The 16,137-nt window shown below is 54.3% G+C and carries 10 protein-coding genes; 1 reads left to right on the forward strand and 9 read right to left on the reverse strand.

The features are described 5' to 3' along the window. The first annotated feature begins 117 nt into the window (after window positions 1–117). The gene (locus FDK21_RS13585; protein WP_171022084.1) at window positions 118–2,535 is read left to right on the forward strand and encodes a PAS domain-containing sensor histidine kinase; all 2,418 of its coding nucleotides are present in this window, start codon (window positions 118–120) and stop codon (window positions 2,533–2,535) included. A gap of 224 nt (window positions 2,536–2,759) precedes the next feature. On the opposite strand, the gene FDK21_RS13590 is transcribed toward FDK21_RS13585, so the two are convergent. The 9 genes from FDK21_RS13590 to ccmE all read right to left on the reverse strand — a co-directional run bounded on the left by FDK21_RS13590 (window position 2,760) and on the right by ccmE (window position 16,109). Beyond that, window positions 2,760–5,741 carry a bifunctional [glutamine synthetase] adenylyltransferase/[glutamine synthetase]-adenylyl-L-tyrosine phosphorylase gene (locus FDK21_RS13590; protein ID WP_138149108.1) on the reverse strand — a complete coding sequence of 994 codons (2,982 nt, stop codon included), beginning with the start codon at window positions 5,739–5,741 and terminating at the stop codon, window positions 2,760–2,762. 63 nt (window positions 5,742–5,804) lie between these two features. Further along, complete coding sequence (locus tag FDK21_RS13595) at window positions 5,805–7,292, reverse strand: HAMP domain-containing sensor histidine kinase (RefSeq protein ID WP_246657580.1); 1,488 nt, start codon at window positions 7,290–7,292, stop codon at window positions 5,805–5,807. Between the two features lie 79 nt (window positions 7,293–7,371). Beyond that, window positions 7,372–8,049 carry a response regulator transcription factor gene (locus tag FDK21_RS13600; protein ID WP_114010214.1) on the reverse strand — a complete coding sequence of 226 codons (678 nt, stop codon included), beginning with the start codon at window positions 8,047–8,049 and terminating at the stop codon, window positions 7,372–7,374. 245 nt (window positions 8,050–8,294) lie between these two features. Beyond that, window positions 8,295–9,815 carry a Do family serine endopeptidase gene (locus FDK21_RS13605; protein ID WP_210238783.1) on the reverse strand — a complete coding sequence of 507 codons (1,521 nt, stop codon included), beginning with the start codon at window positions 9,813–9,815 and terminating at the stop codon, window positions 8,295–8,297. 414 nt (window positions 9,816–10,229) lie between these two features. Then, entirely contained in the window at window positions 10,230–11,492 is a 1,263-nt protein-coding gene (locus tag FDK21_RS13610) for an Hsp70 family protein (RefSeq protein ID WP_138149112.1), read from the reverse strand. A gap of 140 nt (window positions 11,493–11,632) precedes the next feature. Then, window positions 11,633–12,883, reverse strand: coding sequence for a bifunctional alpha/beta hydrolase/OsmC family protein (locus FDK21_RS13615; protein ID WP_138149114.1), 1,251 nt, complete (start codon window positions 12,881–12,883; stop codon window positions 11,633–11,635). A gap of 101 nt (window positions 12,884–12,984) precedes the next feature. After that, window positions 12,985–13,494 carry a cytochrome c-type biogenesis protein gene (locus tag FDK21_RS13620; RefSeq protein ID WP_138149116.1) on the reverse strand — a complete coding sequence of 170 codons (510 nt, stop codon included), beginning with the start codon at window positions 13,492–13,494 and terminating at the stop codon, window positions 12,985–12,987. Between the two features lie 38 nt (window positions 13,495–13,532). Beyond that, window positions 13,533–15,518 carry a heme lyase CcmF/NrfE family subunit gene (locus tag FDK21_RS13625; RefSeq protein ID WP_138149118.1) on the reverse strand — a complete coding sequence of 662 codons (1,986 nt, stop codon included), beginning with the start codon at window positions 15,516–15,518 and terminating at the stop codon, window positions 13,533–13,535. Between the two features lie 138 nt (window positions 15,519–15,656). Next, complete coding sequence (gene ccmE, locus FDK21_RS13630) at window positions 15,657–16,109, reverse strand: cytochrome c maturation protein CcmE (RefSeq protein WP_138149120.1); 453 nt, start codon at window positions 16,107–16,109, stop codon at window positions 15,657–15,659. Window positions 16,110–16,137: the final 28 nt, after the last annotated feature.

Consider the following 16,137-nt stretch of genomic DNA (forward strand, 5'->3'; position numbering starts at 1 on the left):
GATACTCGATTCCGTTTTTTAGGATCGAAATCTTCGGACATGAACGACCCCATCTCAGGGCCGGCACGTTTGCTGGCTGGGCCAAGTTACATGTCCCGCGTGCGAGAAGAACCTCTCTTGCGCCATATTATTCCTGCGATCATCCTAAGTTTCATTGCGTTGGTCGGCCTCTGGCGAGCCGATGATCTGGCATCTAAAAAACTCTCCCTGAAAGCGGATGCAGAAACCGAAATCCAGCTTTTGACCGCTTTGGTTACAGCACGGGTGTCTAGCCAACAGGACGCCCATGATACCAAGCACACCAAGCAAGGGGTGGCTGACGCCAACCGGATCACCACCAAGCAGCCAGCAAAGCCAATCCTGCCGGATGCTTCGACCACTCTCCCTGAACAGACGCAGTCAACCAATCCTGCTTATCAAGCCACCTCCCCAAGCAGGGACCAGTATCAGGAATGGTTGTTTGCCTCCCTGCCAAATCAGAAGCTGGCGGACAATTACCAGATTTATCTGACCAACAGTACCGGCATGATCGTTGCGTCCATCCCTCGAGACGCGCAGGACATGCGCAAAACTCTCGTGGCGCTGTTGGGGCGGTCGCAAGGCATTCAGTATCTGGGATCGAGTGCAGGGGTGTTCAGCACCACGCTGGATGACGACGTGGAAGCCATGGCAACCGTGCATCATCTGGGGGCGGGCCGAGGTTCGGTCGTGGTGTTGCGCAAGAGCAGCGACATTTTCAGGAACTGGCGGAGCGACGTGGCGATCAGCGTGATCGTCTTCCTCGTGATGAGTGGAACCATTCTGCTCACTGTCTATGCCTTTTTCAGTCAGGGTGCACGGGCACGCGAAGCAGACAACATCTATTTCACCGCAATCCGTCGGATGGATGCCGCACTCAAACGCTCCCGCTCTGGCCTGTGGGACTGGGATCTGGCTCGCGGTCACATCTACTGGTCTCGCTCGATGTATGATTTGCTCGGCATGGCGCCCAGTGACGATCTGATCGGCTTTGCCCAGCTCAATTCCCGTATGCATCCCGAAGATGGCAATCTTCACGAGCATATCGAGACACTCCTGTCGACACAGTCCATGATGATGGACCAAAAATTTCGCATGCGCCATGAAAAGGGCCACTGGGTCTGGCTGCAAATTCGCGCTGAACTGACCCGGAGCCCGAACAACCGCCTGCATCTGATGGGACTGGTCATTGATGTGACAGAACAGATTGCGGCGAATGAACGACGCAAGCGGGCAGATATGCGCCTGCGCGATGCCGTCGACACGATTTCTGAAGCTTTCGTCTTGTGGGATGACAGCCACAAACTGGTGCTCTGCAACCAGCCCTATCGGGAGCTTTACAATATTGACCGCGATGAGGACATCATTGGCCTGAGTTACAATCAGTTGATGGACCGGGGTCAACCACATGTGGTTGGCATTGAAGACGATCAGGAAATCAATGCGGAAGAGTTGCTGTTTGACCGCTCCGGCACTGCGGCCCGGGCCGCAAGGACCTACAAAGCCGAACTGGCAGACGGGCGCTGGCTGCAAATCAGCGAACGCCGCACCAGTGATGGCGGCTTTGTTTCGGTCGGCACCGACATCTCCAATTTGAAGCTGCAGGAAAGCCGTCTGCTCGAAAGCGAACAGCAGCTAATTGATACGATCTCTGATTTGCGCCAGTCTCGCCAAACCTTGGAACGTCAGGCACAGCAGCTTGTCGTCATGACCGAGCAATATGCCAGAGAAAAAGACAATGCGCAGGCTGCCAACCGGGTCAAATCGCAGTTCCTTGCAAACATCTCTCACGAGCTAAGGACTCCGCTGAATGCCATCATTGGATTCTCGGAAGTGATGAAGAACGAGATTTTTGGCGAACACAAGACAGACAAATATCGCGACTATTCTAACGACATTCACAATAGTGGTGCCTATTTGCTGCATCTGATCGATGATATCCTGAGCATGTCGAGGCTGGAAGATGGGGAACTGGAAGTGTTTCCGGAGCCGGTCGACTTGTCCGAGATGGTTTCCAGAATCAAGGATGACAGCATCGAGAGCAAAGCGGAGCTACGCAATCTTTCCTTCCACGACAAGATGCCAGCCCATCTTGGAGCCCATGCCGATCCACATCTCATTGAACAGGTGATATTCAATCTGCTCGACAATGCGGTCAAGTTCACTCCTGAAGGTGGCACCATTGCCATAACTGGCTCGGAAAGCAATGGTCAGGCCGTTCTCACCATTACCGATACTGGCGTCGGCATCCCGCAGGATGCGATAGACCGGATTGGTCTTCCGTTCGAGCAAGTGCAGAACCAGTTTACCAAGACACACAAAGGTTCGGGCTTAGGGCTATCGATTGCCCGACGGATCATTTGTCTGTCTGGTGGCATGATGAAAATTCGGTCACGCATTGGTCAGGGAACACGCGTATCGGTACGTCTGCCCAAAAAACTGTCCACCAACGAAGATCTACGTAATTTGACCCATCACAAGGAAGAATCCACGAATCAAGCACATGATGTTGCTTGACGGATGTGAGAAGGCAAACCGTTTTGTCCCCTTGGTAGCATCTGCGCAACCGTCATGGATGGATGCATCCAGAGTTCTCCCGAGGAGGAGGCGCTCAGGTGGAAACCAGCACCAAGTGAGCATCAGCAGCCGCCTCCGACATGCTGGCACCTGGAGCGGAATTCGATCCACATGTTTCGAATTTCCGCTCTTATTTTTTGGGGCGCGCTGAATTAGCTCCTGCATTAGCTTTTGACGGAACCCACCAGTTTTTCAAAGCAGGCCCTGACGGCAGTCTGACAATCACGCATCCGCTCTTCCAGCCTCGGCATGTCAGGCTCGAAAGAAACACGAACCAGCGCTTGCCTGAAGGCTTTGGTTGCTGTGTCTGGATCAAACTGTTCCGCAAAGCAAACCCGAACGATCTGCGTCAAATCGTGATACAGCCGAATGGCTGGAACAAGTGTATCTGCGTCCCCTACATCGATCAGTCCTTCATCAACGCAAAGGCGCAGGGTTTCGGCTGTGTTGGCATGAAGGACCGCCGGATGGGTATGGGCGTGGATCAGCTGATAACATTGCGCGATGAACTCGACATCCACCAGACCGCCAGCCACTTGCTTGATGTTCCAGAGATCTGAGGTGCCCTTTTCGCTTTCAATACGGCCCCGCATTTGGGCAATATCCTTGCGGATGGCGGCTTCGTCGCGCGGCTGGGTCAGGATACCCACCACTTCATCGCGCACCACTTGAGAAAAGGCCTTGTCGCCCGCCACCACGCGCGCGCGGGTCAATGCCATATGTTCCCACGTCCAGGCGTCCTTAGCGTGATAGGATTTAAAGGATTTGAGCGACGTTGCCAACGGCCCCGAATTGCCTGACGGCCTCAACCGGAAATCCACTTCATACAGTTCCCCTTCCGCTGTTGGTGCAGACAGGGCCGTGATCAGTCTCTGAGTGAGGCGGGCGAAATACTGCGAAGGGGCGAGCGGTTTTTCACCGTCGGAAAAGGCGGCGCCTTCGTCATGATCATACAGAAGCATCAAATCAAGATCGGAGCCAGCCGTCATTTCGCGCCCCCCAAGCTTGCCCATTGCCAAGACAGCAACCCGACCGCCGGGAATGCGTCCATGACGACGCTCCAGCTCTTTCTGGCTGAAATCGAGCATCTTGCGAATGATCACACCAGCCAGCATCGCATAGGCTGCACCGGCCTGTGAGGCCGAAATCGCCCCCATCAGAATGCGCACACCAATCAGGAACAGTTGCTCTTGGCCGAAGATACGCGCACCATCCAGAGCTTCCTCATAGTGAGTGGCTTCTTTCAGCATTCGGTCCAGCTGAGATTCCAGATTGTCCCGCTCCAGCATATCGCCAAAGAAAGCCGGATCCAGCAAGGCATCAATCACCCGCGGGCGGCGTCCCACCGTTGCGGCCAAGCGCGGCGAGGTGCCAAGAATGATGGTGAGGATTTCCAAAAGCTGCGGATTGTTGCGCAACAATGAGAAAACCTGCACCCCGGATGGCAGTGCGGCCAGAAACTCGTTAAAGGACAGGAAAGCGGCATCGGCATTGTCGGTGTTGCTCAGTGCCTTCAGGAGATCAGGGGTGAACTCGGTCAGGCGCTCCCGGGCCTTGGTCGACCGGGTCGCGGGATAGCGGCCAAAATGCCAACTGCGAATGGCAGCTGTAACTTCTCTGGGATTCTGAAAGCCCATGCGGGACAGGGTGTCCAACGTTTCGGGATCGTCATCCTCGCCGGTGAAGACCAGATTGCCGCCGCCTTCCGCCCCCAGTTCATGCTCTTCTCGGAACAGCTCAACATAATGGCTTTGAACACATTCCAGCCAGCCTCGCAGGTCCTTTTTAAACTGATCGGCATCAGGATAGCCCATCATCCGACCAATCTCTGCAATCCCTTCGTCGCTTTGCGGCAAATTCTGGGTCTGCTCGTCGCGCTGCATCTGGATGCAATGCTCGACTTTGCGCAGAAAGGCATAGGCTTTCGTGAGGGCATCGCGGGCCTCAGGCTCGATCCAGCTGAGTTTGACAAGCTCGCTTAGCATGGGAATGGTTTCCCGCCCACGCAGCGCAGGATTCCGGCCGCCCGCAATAAGCTGCTGTGTCTGAACGAAGAACTCGATTTCGCGGATGCCACCACGCCCAAGTTTCACATTGTGCCCCTTGATGGCGATGGTGTCATGGCCCTTGTGGGCATGGATCTGGCGCTTGATCGAGTGGACATCGGCAAGCGCTGCATAATCGAAATATTTGCGCCAGATGAAGGGGACGATCTCTTGCAGGAAACCTTCTCCGACAGCAATATCCCCGGCACAGGCACGCGCCTTGATCAGGGCGGCACGTTCCCAATTCTGCCCCATGCTTTCGTAATATTGCAGGGCAGCCAGTAAAGAGACTGCTGGCGGGGTTGCGCCCGGATCGGGACGCAAACGCAAGTCCGTACGAAAGACATAGCCTTCGGCGGTCCGGTCCTGCATGATCTTGACCAATTGCTTGGTCAGACGGACGAAGATGCTGCTCATCTCCATCGGATCATCACACGGGGCCTTGTCGCCGTCATAGATGATGATCAGATCGATGTCGGAGGAATAATTCAGTTCCCCTGCCCCATGCTTGCCCATGGCCAACGCCACGTAGCTGCAATCGCGCTCGGGATTTTCTGGATATGGCAGTTTCAGCTTGCCACGGCGATGAAACTCACTCAGCACGAACCGCAGAGCCCCGCGCAGGGTAGCGTCGGCTATGTCGGTCAGAGCGTTGGTCACCTGATTGACGGACCACAGGCCAGCCAGATCAGCGAGGCCGATGGTCAGCGCGGCATCCTGTTTGATCAGACGCAGATGGCGCATGATGTCAGCCTGAGAGGCTTGTGGCTCCTCAATGGACTGCCGCACCAACCGTGCCATGCGTGCGGTTGGGCATTCACTGAGAATGGACGACAAGCGCGCTACATCCTTTGCCATCAATTCACGCAAATAGGGAGAGTTTTCGCAGGTGGCAGCCAACATGGCTTTGAGATTGGGAACACGCATCGCTGCATCAAGGGATGCAATCTGTTCTTCTGCTGTCGCATCCCGCGCCAACAAGCTCTTGCGGCTGTCAAGCAGGCGCTCGAAGGCTGCGTCAGCCTCTCCCATCAACGGCAGAGCTGTCGCCTTCAGCCAGAATGGATCGATCAGGCCACCAGTTTGTTCCTCTTGAGCCATCTCCACTTCCCCTTATATTGATTTTTTTAGTCCCCGCTCTCCCAACAACTGGTGGCAGGTGGTTTATTCTGATTCCTGCGTCTGCTCCATCTCGTCATCCTCTCTTGTGTCCAAAGGCGGGAACTGGATCGTAAAGATCAGCCCCGGCTCGTTATCACCCAAGATGATGGTCGCATCATGCAAGGTTGCGACTGCATTGACGAGACTGAGACCAAGACCCGAGCCGGGCTGGTTGCGGCTCTTATCCAACCGCACGAAGCGCTGCAACACCCGCACCCGGTCTTCCTTGGCGATGCCAGGACCGTTATCTGCAACAGTTAGAAGGATTGGCCGATTGTCAACGGCTCTGTCTTTGGGAATGTCTCCCTTGCGGCTTATGGAGACATGAATGCGGGCCATATCCGGTAGCTTGTCGTGATCACCCACAGCGAGACCGCGCCGTTCAACGGCATGACGAACGGCGTATTTCAGCGCATTGTCGATAAGATTGGCGACGGCTTGACTGACCAGTTCTCGATTGGCCTCAATCTCAAAGCCCGGTCCGGCATCCCAGGTGAGTTCGGCCCCTTCATCCTCTGCCACAGGCTCATATAGTTCGGCCATGTCGGCGGCGATGGCACCGATATCAAGAGATACCTTTTCGATTTGGGTGGATTTGGCTTCGACACGGGCAATCCGCAACAAGGCATCAAAGGTACGGATGAGACTCTCGGACTCTTCGAGCGTCTGCTCCAAAGCAGCGCGATAAGTCTCGCTATCAGCGTCATCAGACGACAAAGTCAGTTCAACCCGGTTGCGCAAGCGGGTCAAGGGCGTCTTCAGATCGTGGGCGATATTGTCAGAGACTTCCTTCAAGCCATGCATCAAGCCTTCAATGCGCGACAGCATGATGTTGAGACTCTCGGACAACCGGTCAAATTCATCACCTGCCTGTGTCACAGGCAGGCGCTCGTCCAATTGGCCTTCCATGATGTGGTGGGAAGCTTCGGCGATCACATCAATCCGCTTGAGCACCTTGCGGGACACGAAAATCCAAGCCAGTAGGGCGAGCAGGATCATCAGGATCGCCGAGACGATGAAGGCTTGCTCGACCACCTTGCGGAAGATTTCGCGCTCACCCACGTCGCGCCCAACCAGCAAACGGTAGCCGCCAAAAATCTCATAGACGCTGACAACGGCGTTGTATTCCTTGCGCGTGGTTTCCCCCAAGCGCTGATAGGGTACCGTTTGTTGGATCGCACCGCGCTCATCCAGAACCCATTTGGGCAGGGTCGAGACGTTGCCCGCTACAAAGTGGCCACGAAAATCGGTAACCAGATAGAGGCTTGCGCCCGGCCGCCGGGATCGTTCCTCGATGACCTGAACCAAGTGCGGCAAACCGCCGGAGCGATATTGCTCGACCAGCCCCCTCACCTCAAGTTCAACCGCCGAGTTGAGTTGCCGGGTCATTAAAATCTGGGTGTTGATGGCGATATAGACGATGAGAAAGACGGCAAAGATCGTGAAGATGATCAAGTAGATTGCGGACAGCTTGAAAGCTGTTGTTCGCATGATCTTATTAATCGAGCCCACTGCCATTCTGCCGGGATATCCTTTTCTCACAGGCAAGACCGCAGCCCTGCCTGCAGCATCAATCAGGCTCGCGCAGGCTATAGCCGGAGCCACGCACGGTTTGCAGCAATGCAGGTTCAAACCCCTTGTCGATCTTGGCCCGCAAACGGGAAATGTGAACGTCAATGACGTTGGTCTGCGGGTCGAAATGATAGTCCCAGACATTTTCCAGCAGCATGGTGCGGGTAACAACCTGACCTGCATTTTTCATCAGATATTCGAGCAGCCGGAATTCGCGCGGCTGTAACAGGATTGTCTGGCCGGACCTCTTTACTGTGTGGGACAAGCGATCCAATTCCAGATCGGAAAGGCGATACATGGTCTCGACTTCACCGGGGCTGCGCCGACGGGCCATCACCTCGATACGGGCAAGCAACTCCGAGAAGGCGTAGGGTTTGGTGAGGTAATCATCCCCTCCGGCTCTCAGGCCGGTTACCCGGTCATCGACTTCTCCAAGGGCGGAGAGGATCAGAACTGGCGTCTCGTCGCCTTCCGTGCGCCGCTGTTCAATGATGGAAAGCCCATCACGCTTAGGCAGCATACGGTCAATGATCAGAATATCATACCCGCCCTTGGCTGCATGCGCATAGCCCTGATCACCATCTGCGGCATGATCACAGACGTGACCCGCTTCCTTGAGTCCCTTGATCAGGTAGCTCGCAGCTTCAATGTCATCTTCAATGATCAGAATGCGCATGCTTTTCCTCTTTTATTGCTTCTCTCCGCCACGAGGACGGCGCTCCTCAGGCGACACGGAAAATCATGGCGATTATAACGGTCTTTGACTGTGAGCAAAGGGGCATTGTCGGAAAGCCGCGATAAGTCACAGACTTGGCCAGCATGTCGGCAAAATCAGGGAAATCACAACAGGCAGGACAACAAAAAAGGGCGCGGTCAGAAGGTGACCGCGCCCAATCGTCCGAAATTGATTCTATCTGTCGCTTAGTTGCCTTTCAACGGCAGGGCGACGAAACGAACACCATTTTTGGTTTTCACCCGCATCAGGATGGTTTTGCGGTTGCCGCTCTTGGCGTCGGACAATTGCTTGCGCACATCACCGATGGTTGCCACCTTCTTGCCAGCAACAGACTGAATCACATCCCCTTCTGCCAGACCTTTCTCTGCCGCAATGCTGTTCGAATCAACGCTCAGAATGGCAACCCCATCGCCATCCGGGCTTGCCTGCAACTCGAGACCGAATTCTTCAACTTCAGCCGGGGCTGCTGGTTGTTGTGGCTGGGTCTGCTCATCGGTGTCGTTGCTGACCTGATCCGGGAACAACCCCAAATGGACCTTCAACTTGATCTCTTGATCTTCGCGCCAGATAGTCAGTTCCACGTCGGATTCAGGCTCAGCACGACCAATGGCACGGGCAAGCTCGCGGGTACTTTTCACCGGCACATCATCGACGGCAAGGATGACGTCACCAATCTGGACACCTGCTTTGTAGGCAGGTGCGGTTTCATCGGTGTGGGTAACCATTGCACCTGCGGCTTCGGCCAGACCAAGGCTGTCGGCAATGTCTTCGGAGACATTCTGGATATGCACCCCAAGCCAGCCGCGCTTCACCTTGCCACCATTTTTCAGGTCCGCGACAACATCCTTGGCAACCTCCGCCGGGATGGCAAATGCGATACCGACATTGCCGCCAGACGGTGAGAAGATGGCGGTGTTCACCCCGATTACCTCGCCCTTCAGGTTGAAGGTCGGGCCACCGGAATTGCCTTTGTTGACCGCAGCATCGATCTGAATGAAGCTCTCATAGTTGCGGGCATTGATATCGCGACCGTGGGCCGAAACGATACCGGCTGTAACAGTGCCACCCAGACCGAACGGGTTGCCAACGGCGAGAACCCATTCCCCAACATCAGGCAGTTCTTCGGCAAATCTCACATAATCAAACTTACGGTCCGGATTCTTTACCCTAAGCAAAGCAAGATCGGAGCGTTCGTCGGACCCAAGCAAATCGGCTTCCAGCTCGGAGCCATCATCCATGACCAGCGTAAATTCGCTGCCTTTGTCAATCACGTGATGGTTGGTGACCACCAGCCCGTCATCGGAAATGAAGAAACCGGAGCCCTGAGACTGGCCAAACCGTGGGCGCGGCTTGCGCTTCTCGCCATTCCCCTCCTGCTCTTCGCCAAAGCGACGGAAGAAACGGTTGAACGGGTGATCCTTTGGCAAGTCACGGAATTCAGGAAAACCGGGAATGCCGAACTTGTTGCCTTCAGGCGTGGAAATCTGGGTTTTGACCTGAACCGAAACCACCGCAGGCTTCACGGCTTTCACAACTGCGGTGAAGTCCAAAGGTCGGGCAGGTGTGGTGACTTGAACGGGCTCCGCATTGGCGGCGGGTTGTCCGGTCATCAGCGTTGGCACGGTTGCACCGGCAACAACACCCAAAGACAGGGCGGACGCCAGCATGGTTGCTTTCACTGGTACTTTCTTAAAAATCGTCTTCATCTAAACTTGTCTCCGCTCGATCTGTCAGCCGCAAATTGACACACATATTTGCGGTAAAATGAAGGTCTGTCAGTTAATTCGTGAGTCGCGCCCTGACGGATCCGGTCGCGGCATCATCAAAATTTGAGGATGGCTATTCGTCGCAAAATACGTCATCCGTACGATACATATTTTTATATGGGGCAAAATTGGCCTGAGACGAGGTGTTTCTATTAAAGTTACGTAATGTTGATATGAAATAAAAATATCAACAAAATCAGAACGTTACAAATGCACCGACAATTATCGGACGATTAACGTAATAAAACACCAGACCACTTCGCCCCAATTGGGCCAGTTTTTGCCACATTCAACCAAGGGCTTGCCCCTTCAATTGAAACAGCAAAGCCCTGTTGTTGGCAAGGGGTATATCGGTTAAGCGAAGCGTTGATGCGCCTCGAGCGCTAACCCGACGCCGACTGAGCCAAACGCATCACCATCAATGATCCGGGCTTTGGGCACCATTGCGGTTAGACTGTTGCGGATGAAAGGAACCTTGGTGGAGCCGCCAGTTAGAAAGACCACTGACACATCGTCAGCCTTGATCTGAGCGCTTGCGATGGCTTCCGAAATGACCTTTTTCACTCTGTCGGTGCCATCGTTCAACGCTTCGACCAGATCATCGCGGGACATCAGTGCTTTCAGACCGGCTTCGATGAAGTCAAGGGGCAACTCCGTTTCCATTTGATCAGACAGCGCCACCTTGGCTGCTTCAACACCCAGTGCGATCCTATGGCCTTCACGCAACTCTAGTATCTTCAAAAGGCGTTCGATCAAGGTTGGTTCCTTTGCCTCTCTGCGCAAGACACGCAAGTCGCTGAAGGTCTTGTGATCATAAAGGAAGTTGATCCGTTGCCAGGTAGCCAGATCGTGATAATAGCCGACTGGCATCAACCGTCCTTCCTTGATCATCGGACTTTGATAGCCCAGCAAAGGCATCAGGCGCGAAAGGGAAAGCCATCGATCAAAGTCGGTCCCTCCGACATGAATGCCGGCATTGGCCAGAATTGTATCGGATGGCTTGCCGGTCCGCCTCGTTTCGTCCGGGGATACTTTCAGGATTGTGAAGTCAGAAGTGCCGCCGCCGATATCGATGATCATCGCCAATTCTTCGCGATTGTTGGTTTGTTGGAAGTCCCGCGCGGCAGCAACCGGCTCATATTGAAATTCGATATGCTTGAAACCAACCTCCGCGGCAATGGCACGCAAAGTGTCTTCGGCTTCCTTGTCAGCGGTGTCGTCATAATCCACGAAATGAACAGGTCTTCCCATCATCACATGGCTCAGCTCCTGACCTGCGGCTTGTTCCGCCTGCTTTTTCATATGCTGAAGAAACAGTGCAAGCACTGCGGTGAAGGGCTTGCGCTCCGGACCGATCATGGTTGCTTCATGGATCGTGGAGGTGCCGAGGATCGACTTCAGCGCCCGCATCAAGCGGCCCTCGCCGCCTTCCATATAGGTGGAAATCGCATCACGGCCAAAGTGCACCTTATGATCTTCAAAATCGAAGAACAAGGCAGAGGGCAGCGTCACGTCTCCGGCTTCCAGCGCAACGAGCTTTGGTTTGCCATCGACAACGAGCCCCAACGTTGAATTCGATGTGCCGAAGTCCAGTCCACAATAAGCGTGCTTTGACATCCCCATGCTCCCATCCGATTTTGCCTGCCGGGCTCTGTTTGGCACAATGCAGAATAAAAAGCACCCGATGCGATTGCACCGGGTGCCGGGGAAGCGTCTTTATCACAGCCTGTTCTGGATGAAAAGAGTTGGTGCGAGGATTAGTCCATCAAGCTGGTGACGACCACACAGCCATGCTCCATGGTCTGGTGCACGGGACACTGATCTGCGATACGGAGCAAGGATTGCCGGTCCTTATCGCTAAGGTCACCTTCTATTGTTACCCGTCGTTCGAAGCGATCTATCTTGCCCTTTTTGTTGGATTTCTTTTCGATATCGCCCGCACTGCATTCTGCGCAATCTGACCCGTGGACCTTGTTGTGAATCACCTCGGTTGCAATGTGACTGACAGGGAGTTTTTTGAAGTCCGCATACATGCGCAAAGTCATGGTGGTGCAAGCTCCTAGCGCGGTGGCGAGAAAGTCATAAGGCGTTGGACCAGTGTCGAGGCCACCAACATCCTTGGGTTCGTCTGCCAGCAGGGTGTGATGTCCGACCTGCACATAGTTCTGAAACTTTCCCAATCCGGTCTCAGCCACCAAAGCACCCAGTGGCACTTCTTTTTGCGGCGCATGGCCCCCATCAACGAAGCGCGATGCCCAAGCGGAAATTACATTGGCCACATAGACTGCGTCATCCTTGTCAGTGATCAGGTGATCAGCATGGTCCAGGGAGACAAAACTCTTGGGATGTTTGGCAGCCATGAAGATTTCAGACGCATTGTCGATGCCCACGGTCTCGTCGATAGGGGAATGAAGCACCATCAGAGCTTTTTTCATGCTGGCGATCTGGTCGATGAGTTTATGCGCCTTCAGATCTTCCAAAAACTGTTTCTTGATCGTGAAGGGACGGCCAGCAAGAGAAACTTGTGCTTCGCCATGATCACGAATGTCGTCGATGTCGCAGCCAAAGGCATGCTCGATATGCTGAACATCAGACGGGGCACCGATGGTGGCGACAGCTTTTACTTCGGGAATTTGCGAAGCAACCGCAAGGACTGCGGCCCCACCGAGGGAATGGCCAACCAACAGGCTCGGCCCCTCAATTGCTTCACGCAGGGTTGCCGCAGCTCGCAACAGGTCTTCCACATTGGAAGAGAAGTTGGTGTCGGCAAAGTCACCTTTCGATGCGCCGAGACCTGTGAAGTCAAAACGAAATACAGCATAGCCCTTGCTCGCCAACTGGGTGGCAATCTGTTTGGCGGCGAAAATGTCTTTCGAGCAGGTGAAGCAATGGGCGAAAATGGCGGTGGCCCGGATCGGGCCTGTCGGCAGTTCCAAACGGGCCTGCAGGACATCGCCCAACGACCCTTCGAAGGTTACTCTCTGTGTCGAGTTTTCTTTTCTGATCATGACCAGCCCCTCATGTAATAAACAAAAAAGCGTGCCGAGCCGACGCGCCTCTTGTCTATTTATCTAGAAGAGATGAGAGGAAATGCCAGTTTCGGACAGCCCTATTCTGATAAAATTTTCTTGAGCTTCGTCTGCTCAGCTTCACTCAGCTGATCACTACCTTTGGCTGCTGAAGTCTGAGCCACCTGTTTGTTGTTGCGATAAAGGCGATGAATTGCAAACAAGCCAAACAGTAGAACCAGCGGTCCGAAAGCCCAGAGAATGACATTTTTTGCAGAGAATGTCGGCTTGAGCAGAACGAACTCACCGTAGCGACTAACCAGAAACTCCCTCGCTTCTGCGTCACTGTCGCCAGCAACCAATCGCTCGCGCACAAGAATGCGCAGATCTCTTGCCAAAGGGGCATCGGAATCGTCGATTGACTGGTTTTGACAAACAAGGCAACGCAATCCCGCAGAAATGTGGCGAGCTCGTTCTTCAAGCACAGGATCATCGAGTATTTCATCTGGATTGACCGCGTAGGCGGGCACCATACCGATCGCCAACCCCGAAACCATCGCCAAAGCGAGCATCACGGACCGAAGAGCTGAAAGGAGACTGAGAGGTTTCATGGAAAATTTGTCCATAGCTTGTATCAACCCGATCGATGTTATGCGGTGCCTGCAGCCTGTTTGGCCCGTCCACGTCGTGCTGGTGCCCCGATGCGTAGCCGGCGGTCCGTCAAAGAGACAAAGCCACCAAGGAACATAACGACAGTCCCAAGCCATATGAAGGTGACCCATGGCTTATGATAGATGCGCACTGCGATGCCGCCATCTTTCTGCTTGTCACCAAGAGACATGTAGATCTGAGATACGCCACCAATCGTGTGGATGGCCGTCTCAGTTGTCGGCATGTTGCGTGACGTGTAGACGCGCTTGATCGGATGCAGTTCGGTTACGAACTCCCCGTCCTTGGTGACCCGGAATGTGCCAGCCATGTCAGCGAAGTTGAACCGAGCTTCTTCCTTGAAGCCTGTCAGCTCAAACTGATAGCCGTCCAACTCGGTAACATCGCCTTTCTTCATCACAAGGATATTTTCACTGTGGAAGGCGCTTGCAACGATCAGACCGAGGACAGTCATGCCGAGACCAAAATGCCCCAGGGCAGATCCCCAGACCGTGCGAGGCAAACCCTTCATACGAGATAGCGATGTTGCGAATGGCATTTTGAAAAGCCCCACGCGCAACTGAATTTCGGCCAAAGACCCGATCATCACCCATACGGCAAGACCAATACCAAGCGGTGCCAGACCTGCCCCGCCTTCGATCAACGCAAAGCTCGCCGCCATGACGAACAGTGCCAGACCGAAGGCAATGTAGAGCCGTTGGGAAGCCGCATAAAGATCTCCCCGCTTCCAAGCCAGCAGAGGACCAAAGGGAACAGCCAGAAGCAAAGGCACCATCATCGGGCCAAATGTAGCGTTGAAGAAAGGAGCACCGACGGAAATCTTGGCGCCAGTGATGGCCTCGAGCGCCAATGGATAAAGGGTACCAACCAGCACGGCTGCGGTGGCTGCCGACAGGAACAGGTTGTTGAGCACCAGCCCCCCTTCCCGCGAAATCGGGGCAAAGACACCGCCCTGCCGCAGTAATGGAGCGCGCCACGCAAAGAGTGCGAGACCACCACCAATGAAAGCAACCAACAGGGCAAGGATGAACACACCGCGGGATGGATCCGTCGCAAAGGCATGCACCGAGGTCAAGACTCCGGAGCGCACAAGGAAGGTGCCCAACAACGACAGCGAGAAGGTCAGAATCGACAACAGGATTGTCCAGACTTTCAGCGCGCCACGTTTTTCCATCACAATGGCGGAATGAAGTAAGGCGGTGCCACTCAACCAAGGCATGAAGGAGGCATTTTCAACCGGATCCCAGAACCAGAACCCGCCCCAGCCGAGTTCGTAATAAGCCCAATATGACCCCATGGAAATGCCAATGGTCAGGAAGCCCCAGGCAACAAGAACCCAAGGGCGCACCCAACGGGCCCATGCCGCATCAATCCTGCCTTCGAGCAGGGCTGCAATCGAAAAAGCAAAGGCGATGGAAAAGCCGACATAGCCGAGATAGAGCAACGGCGGGTGGATAGCCAAGCCAATATCCTGCAGGATCGGATTAAGATCCCGCCCTTCAATGGGTGCATTCGCAATGCGCTGAAATGGATTGGAGGTAAAGAGCACGAAGGCCAAAAAGGATGCCGTCACCCACCCCTGAACAGCAAGGGTGTTGGCTTTGAGTTGCGGTGGCAAATTTCGACCGAATACCGCAACCATCGCGCCGAAAATCACGAGAATGAATACCCACAACAACATGGATCCCTCGTGGTTGCCCCAAACCGATGTGAACTTGAACAACAGCGGCATGTCTGAGTGGCTGTTTTCCCAGACATTGCGGACAGAGAAATCAGATGTCACATAGGCGTTGGTCAGGGCAGCAAAAGCCAATCCGACAAACAGAAACTGGGTCACCGCAATGGGACTGGCGACGGCCATTAGCCGGTCATTGCCGCTTTGCGCACCCCAGATCGGCACTACGGATTGAATCAGGGCCAAGGCAAATGCCAAAACGAGCATATAGTGACCGAGTTCAATGATCATGCTGTCTCTCCAATCAATGCTGACAAACCACTTGGACGGGTTGGCCAGCTGCAAAAATGACATGGCCGACCATCGCATGTGCGAGCGCGAAGGTCGGGGCAATGTTAGTGGTCCCAGTTTTGTGTTGCAATCCTAGGGTCAGTTGGATTGAACGTCTTCCTGCTCTTGCCAATGGCCTTGTTCTTTCAAGGCATCGGCAACTTCTTTCGGCATATATGTTTCATCATGCTTGGCTAACACGGTGTCAGCCTGAAAACTGCCATCAGATTTCATGGCTCCTTCGGTCACCACGCCCTGCCCTTCACGGAACAGATCCGGAAGGATGCCAGCATAAGTGACCTTCACATCCGCCCCACCGTCGGTCACAACAAAGGATATTTCGGTGCCTTCACCACGTATCAGAGTGGCTTCCTTGACAAGGCCGCCCAACCGAATACGCTGCCCAGGCTTGACCCCGTTTTCGGCAAGATCACTGGGTGAATTGAAGAAGACGATCTGATCCTGCAAGGCAAAGAGAATGAGCCCGACTGCAGCAAACAACACCGCACCAGCGCCACCAATCAGCATCATTCTACGTTTTTTTCTTGTCATGAAACGATCCTCATTTCGACCACATCTT

It is taken from the genome of Cohaesibacter sp. CAU 1516 (assembly GCF_005771485.1).
In the GTDB taxonomy this organism is placed as follows: Bacteria; Pseudomonadota; Alphaproteobacteria; order Rhizobiales; family Cohaesibacteraceae; genus Cohaesibacter; species Cohaesibacter intestini.

Bases quoted from the DNA above. Each gene is read 5' to 3' on its own strand.
- FDK21_RS13590 (WP_138149108.1), bottom strand. From the start codon at position 5,741: ATGGCTCAAGAGGAACAAACTGGTGGCCTGATCGATCCATTCTGGCTG.
- FDK21_RS13595 (WP_246657580.1), bottom strand. From the start codon at position 7,292: ATGCGAACAACAGCTTTCAAGCTGTCCGCAATCTACTTGATCATCTTC.
- FDK21_RS13600 (WP_114010214.1), bottom strand. From the start codon at position 8,049: ATGCGCATTCTGATCATTGAAGATGACATTGAAGCTGCGAGCTACCTG.
- FDK21_RS13605 (WP_210238783.1), bottom strand. From the start codon at position 9,815: ATGAAGACGATTTTTAAGAAAGTACCAGTGAAAGCAACCATGCTGGCG.
- FDK21_RS13610 (WP_138149112.1), bottom strand. From the start codon at position 11,492: ATGTCAAAGCACGCTTATTGTGGACTGGACTTCGGCACATCGAATTCA.
- FDK21_RS13615 (WP_138149114.1), bottom strand. From the start codon at position 12,883: ATGATCAGAAAAGAAAACTCGACACAGAGAGTAACCTTCGAAGGGTCG.
- FDK21_RS13620 (WP_138149116.1), bottom strand. From the start codon at position 13,494: ATGAAACCTCTCAGTCTCCTTTCAGCTCTTCGGTCCGTGATGCTCGCT.
- FDK21_RS13625 (WP_138149118.1), bottom strand. From the start codon at position 15,518: ATGATCATTGAACTCGGTCACTATATGCTCGTTTTGGCATTTGCCTTG.
- ccmE (WP_138149120.1), bottom strand. From the start codon at position 16,109: ATGACAAGAAAAAAACGTAGAATGATGCTGATTGGTGGCGCTGGTGCG.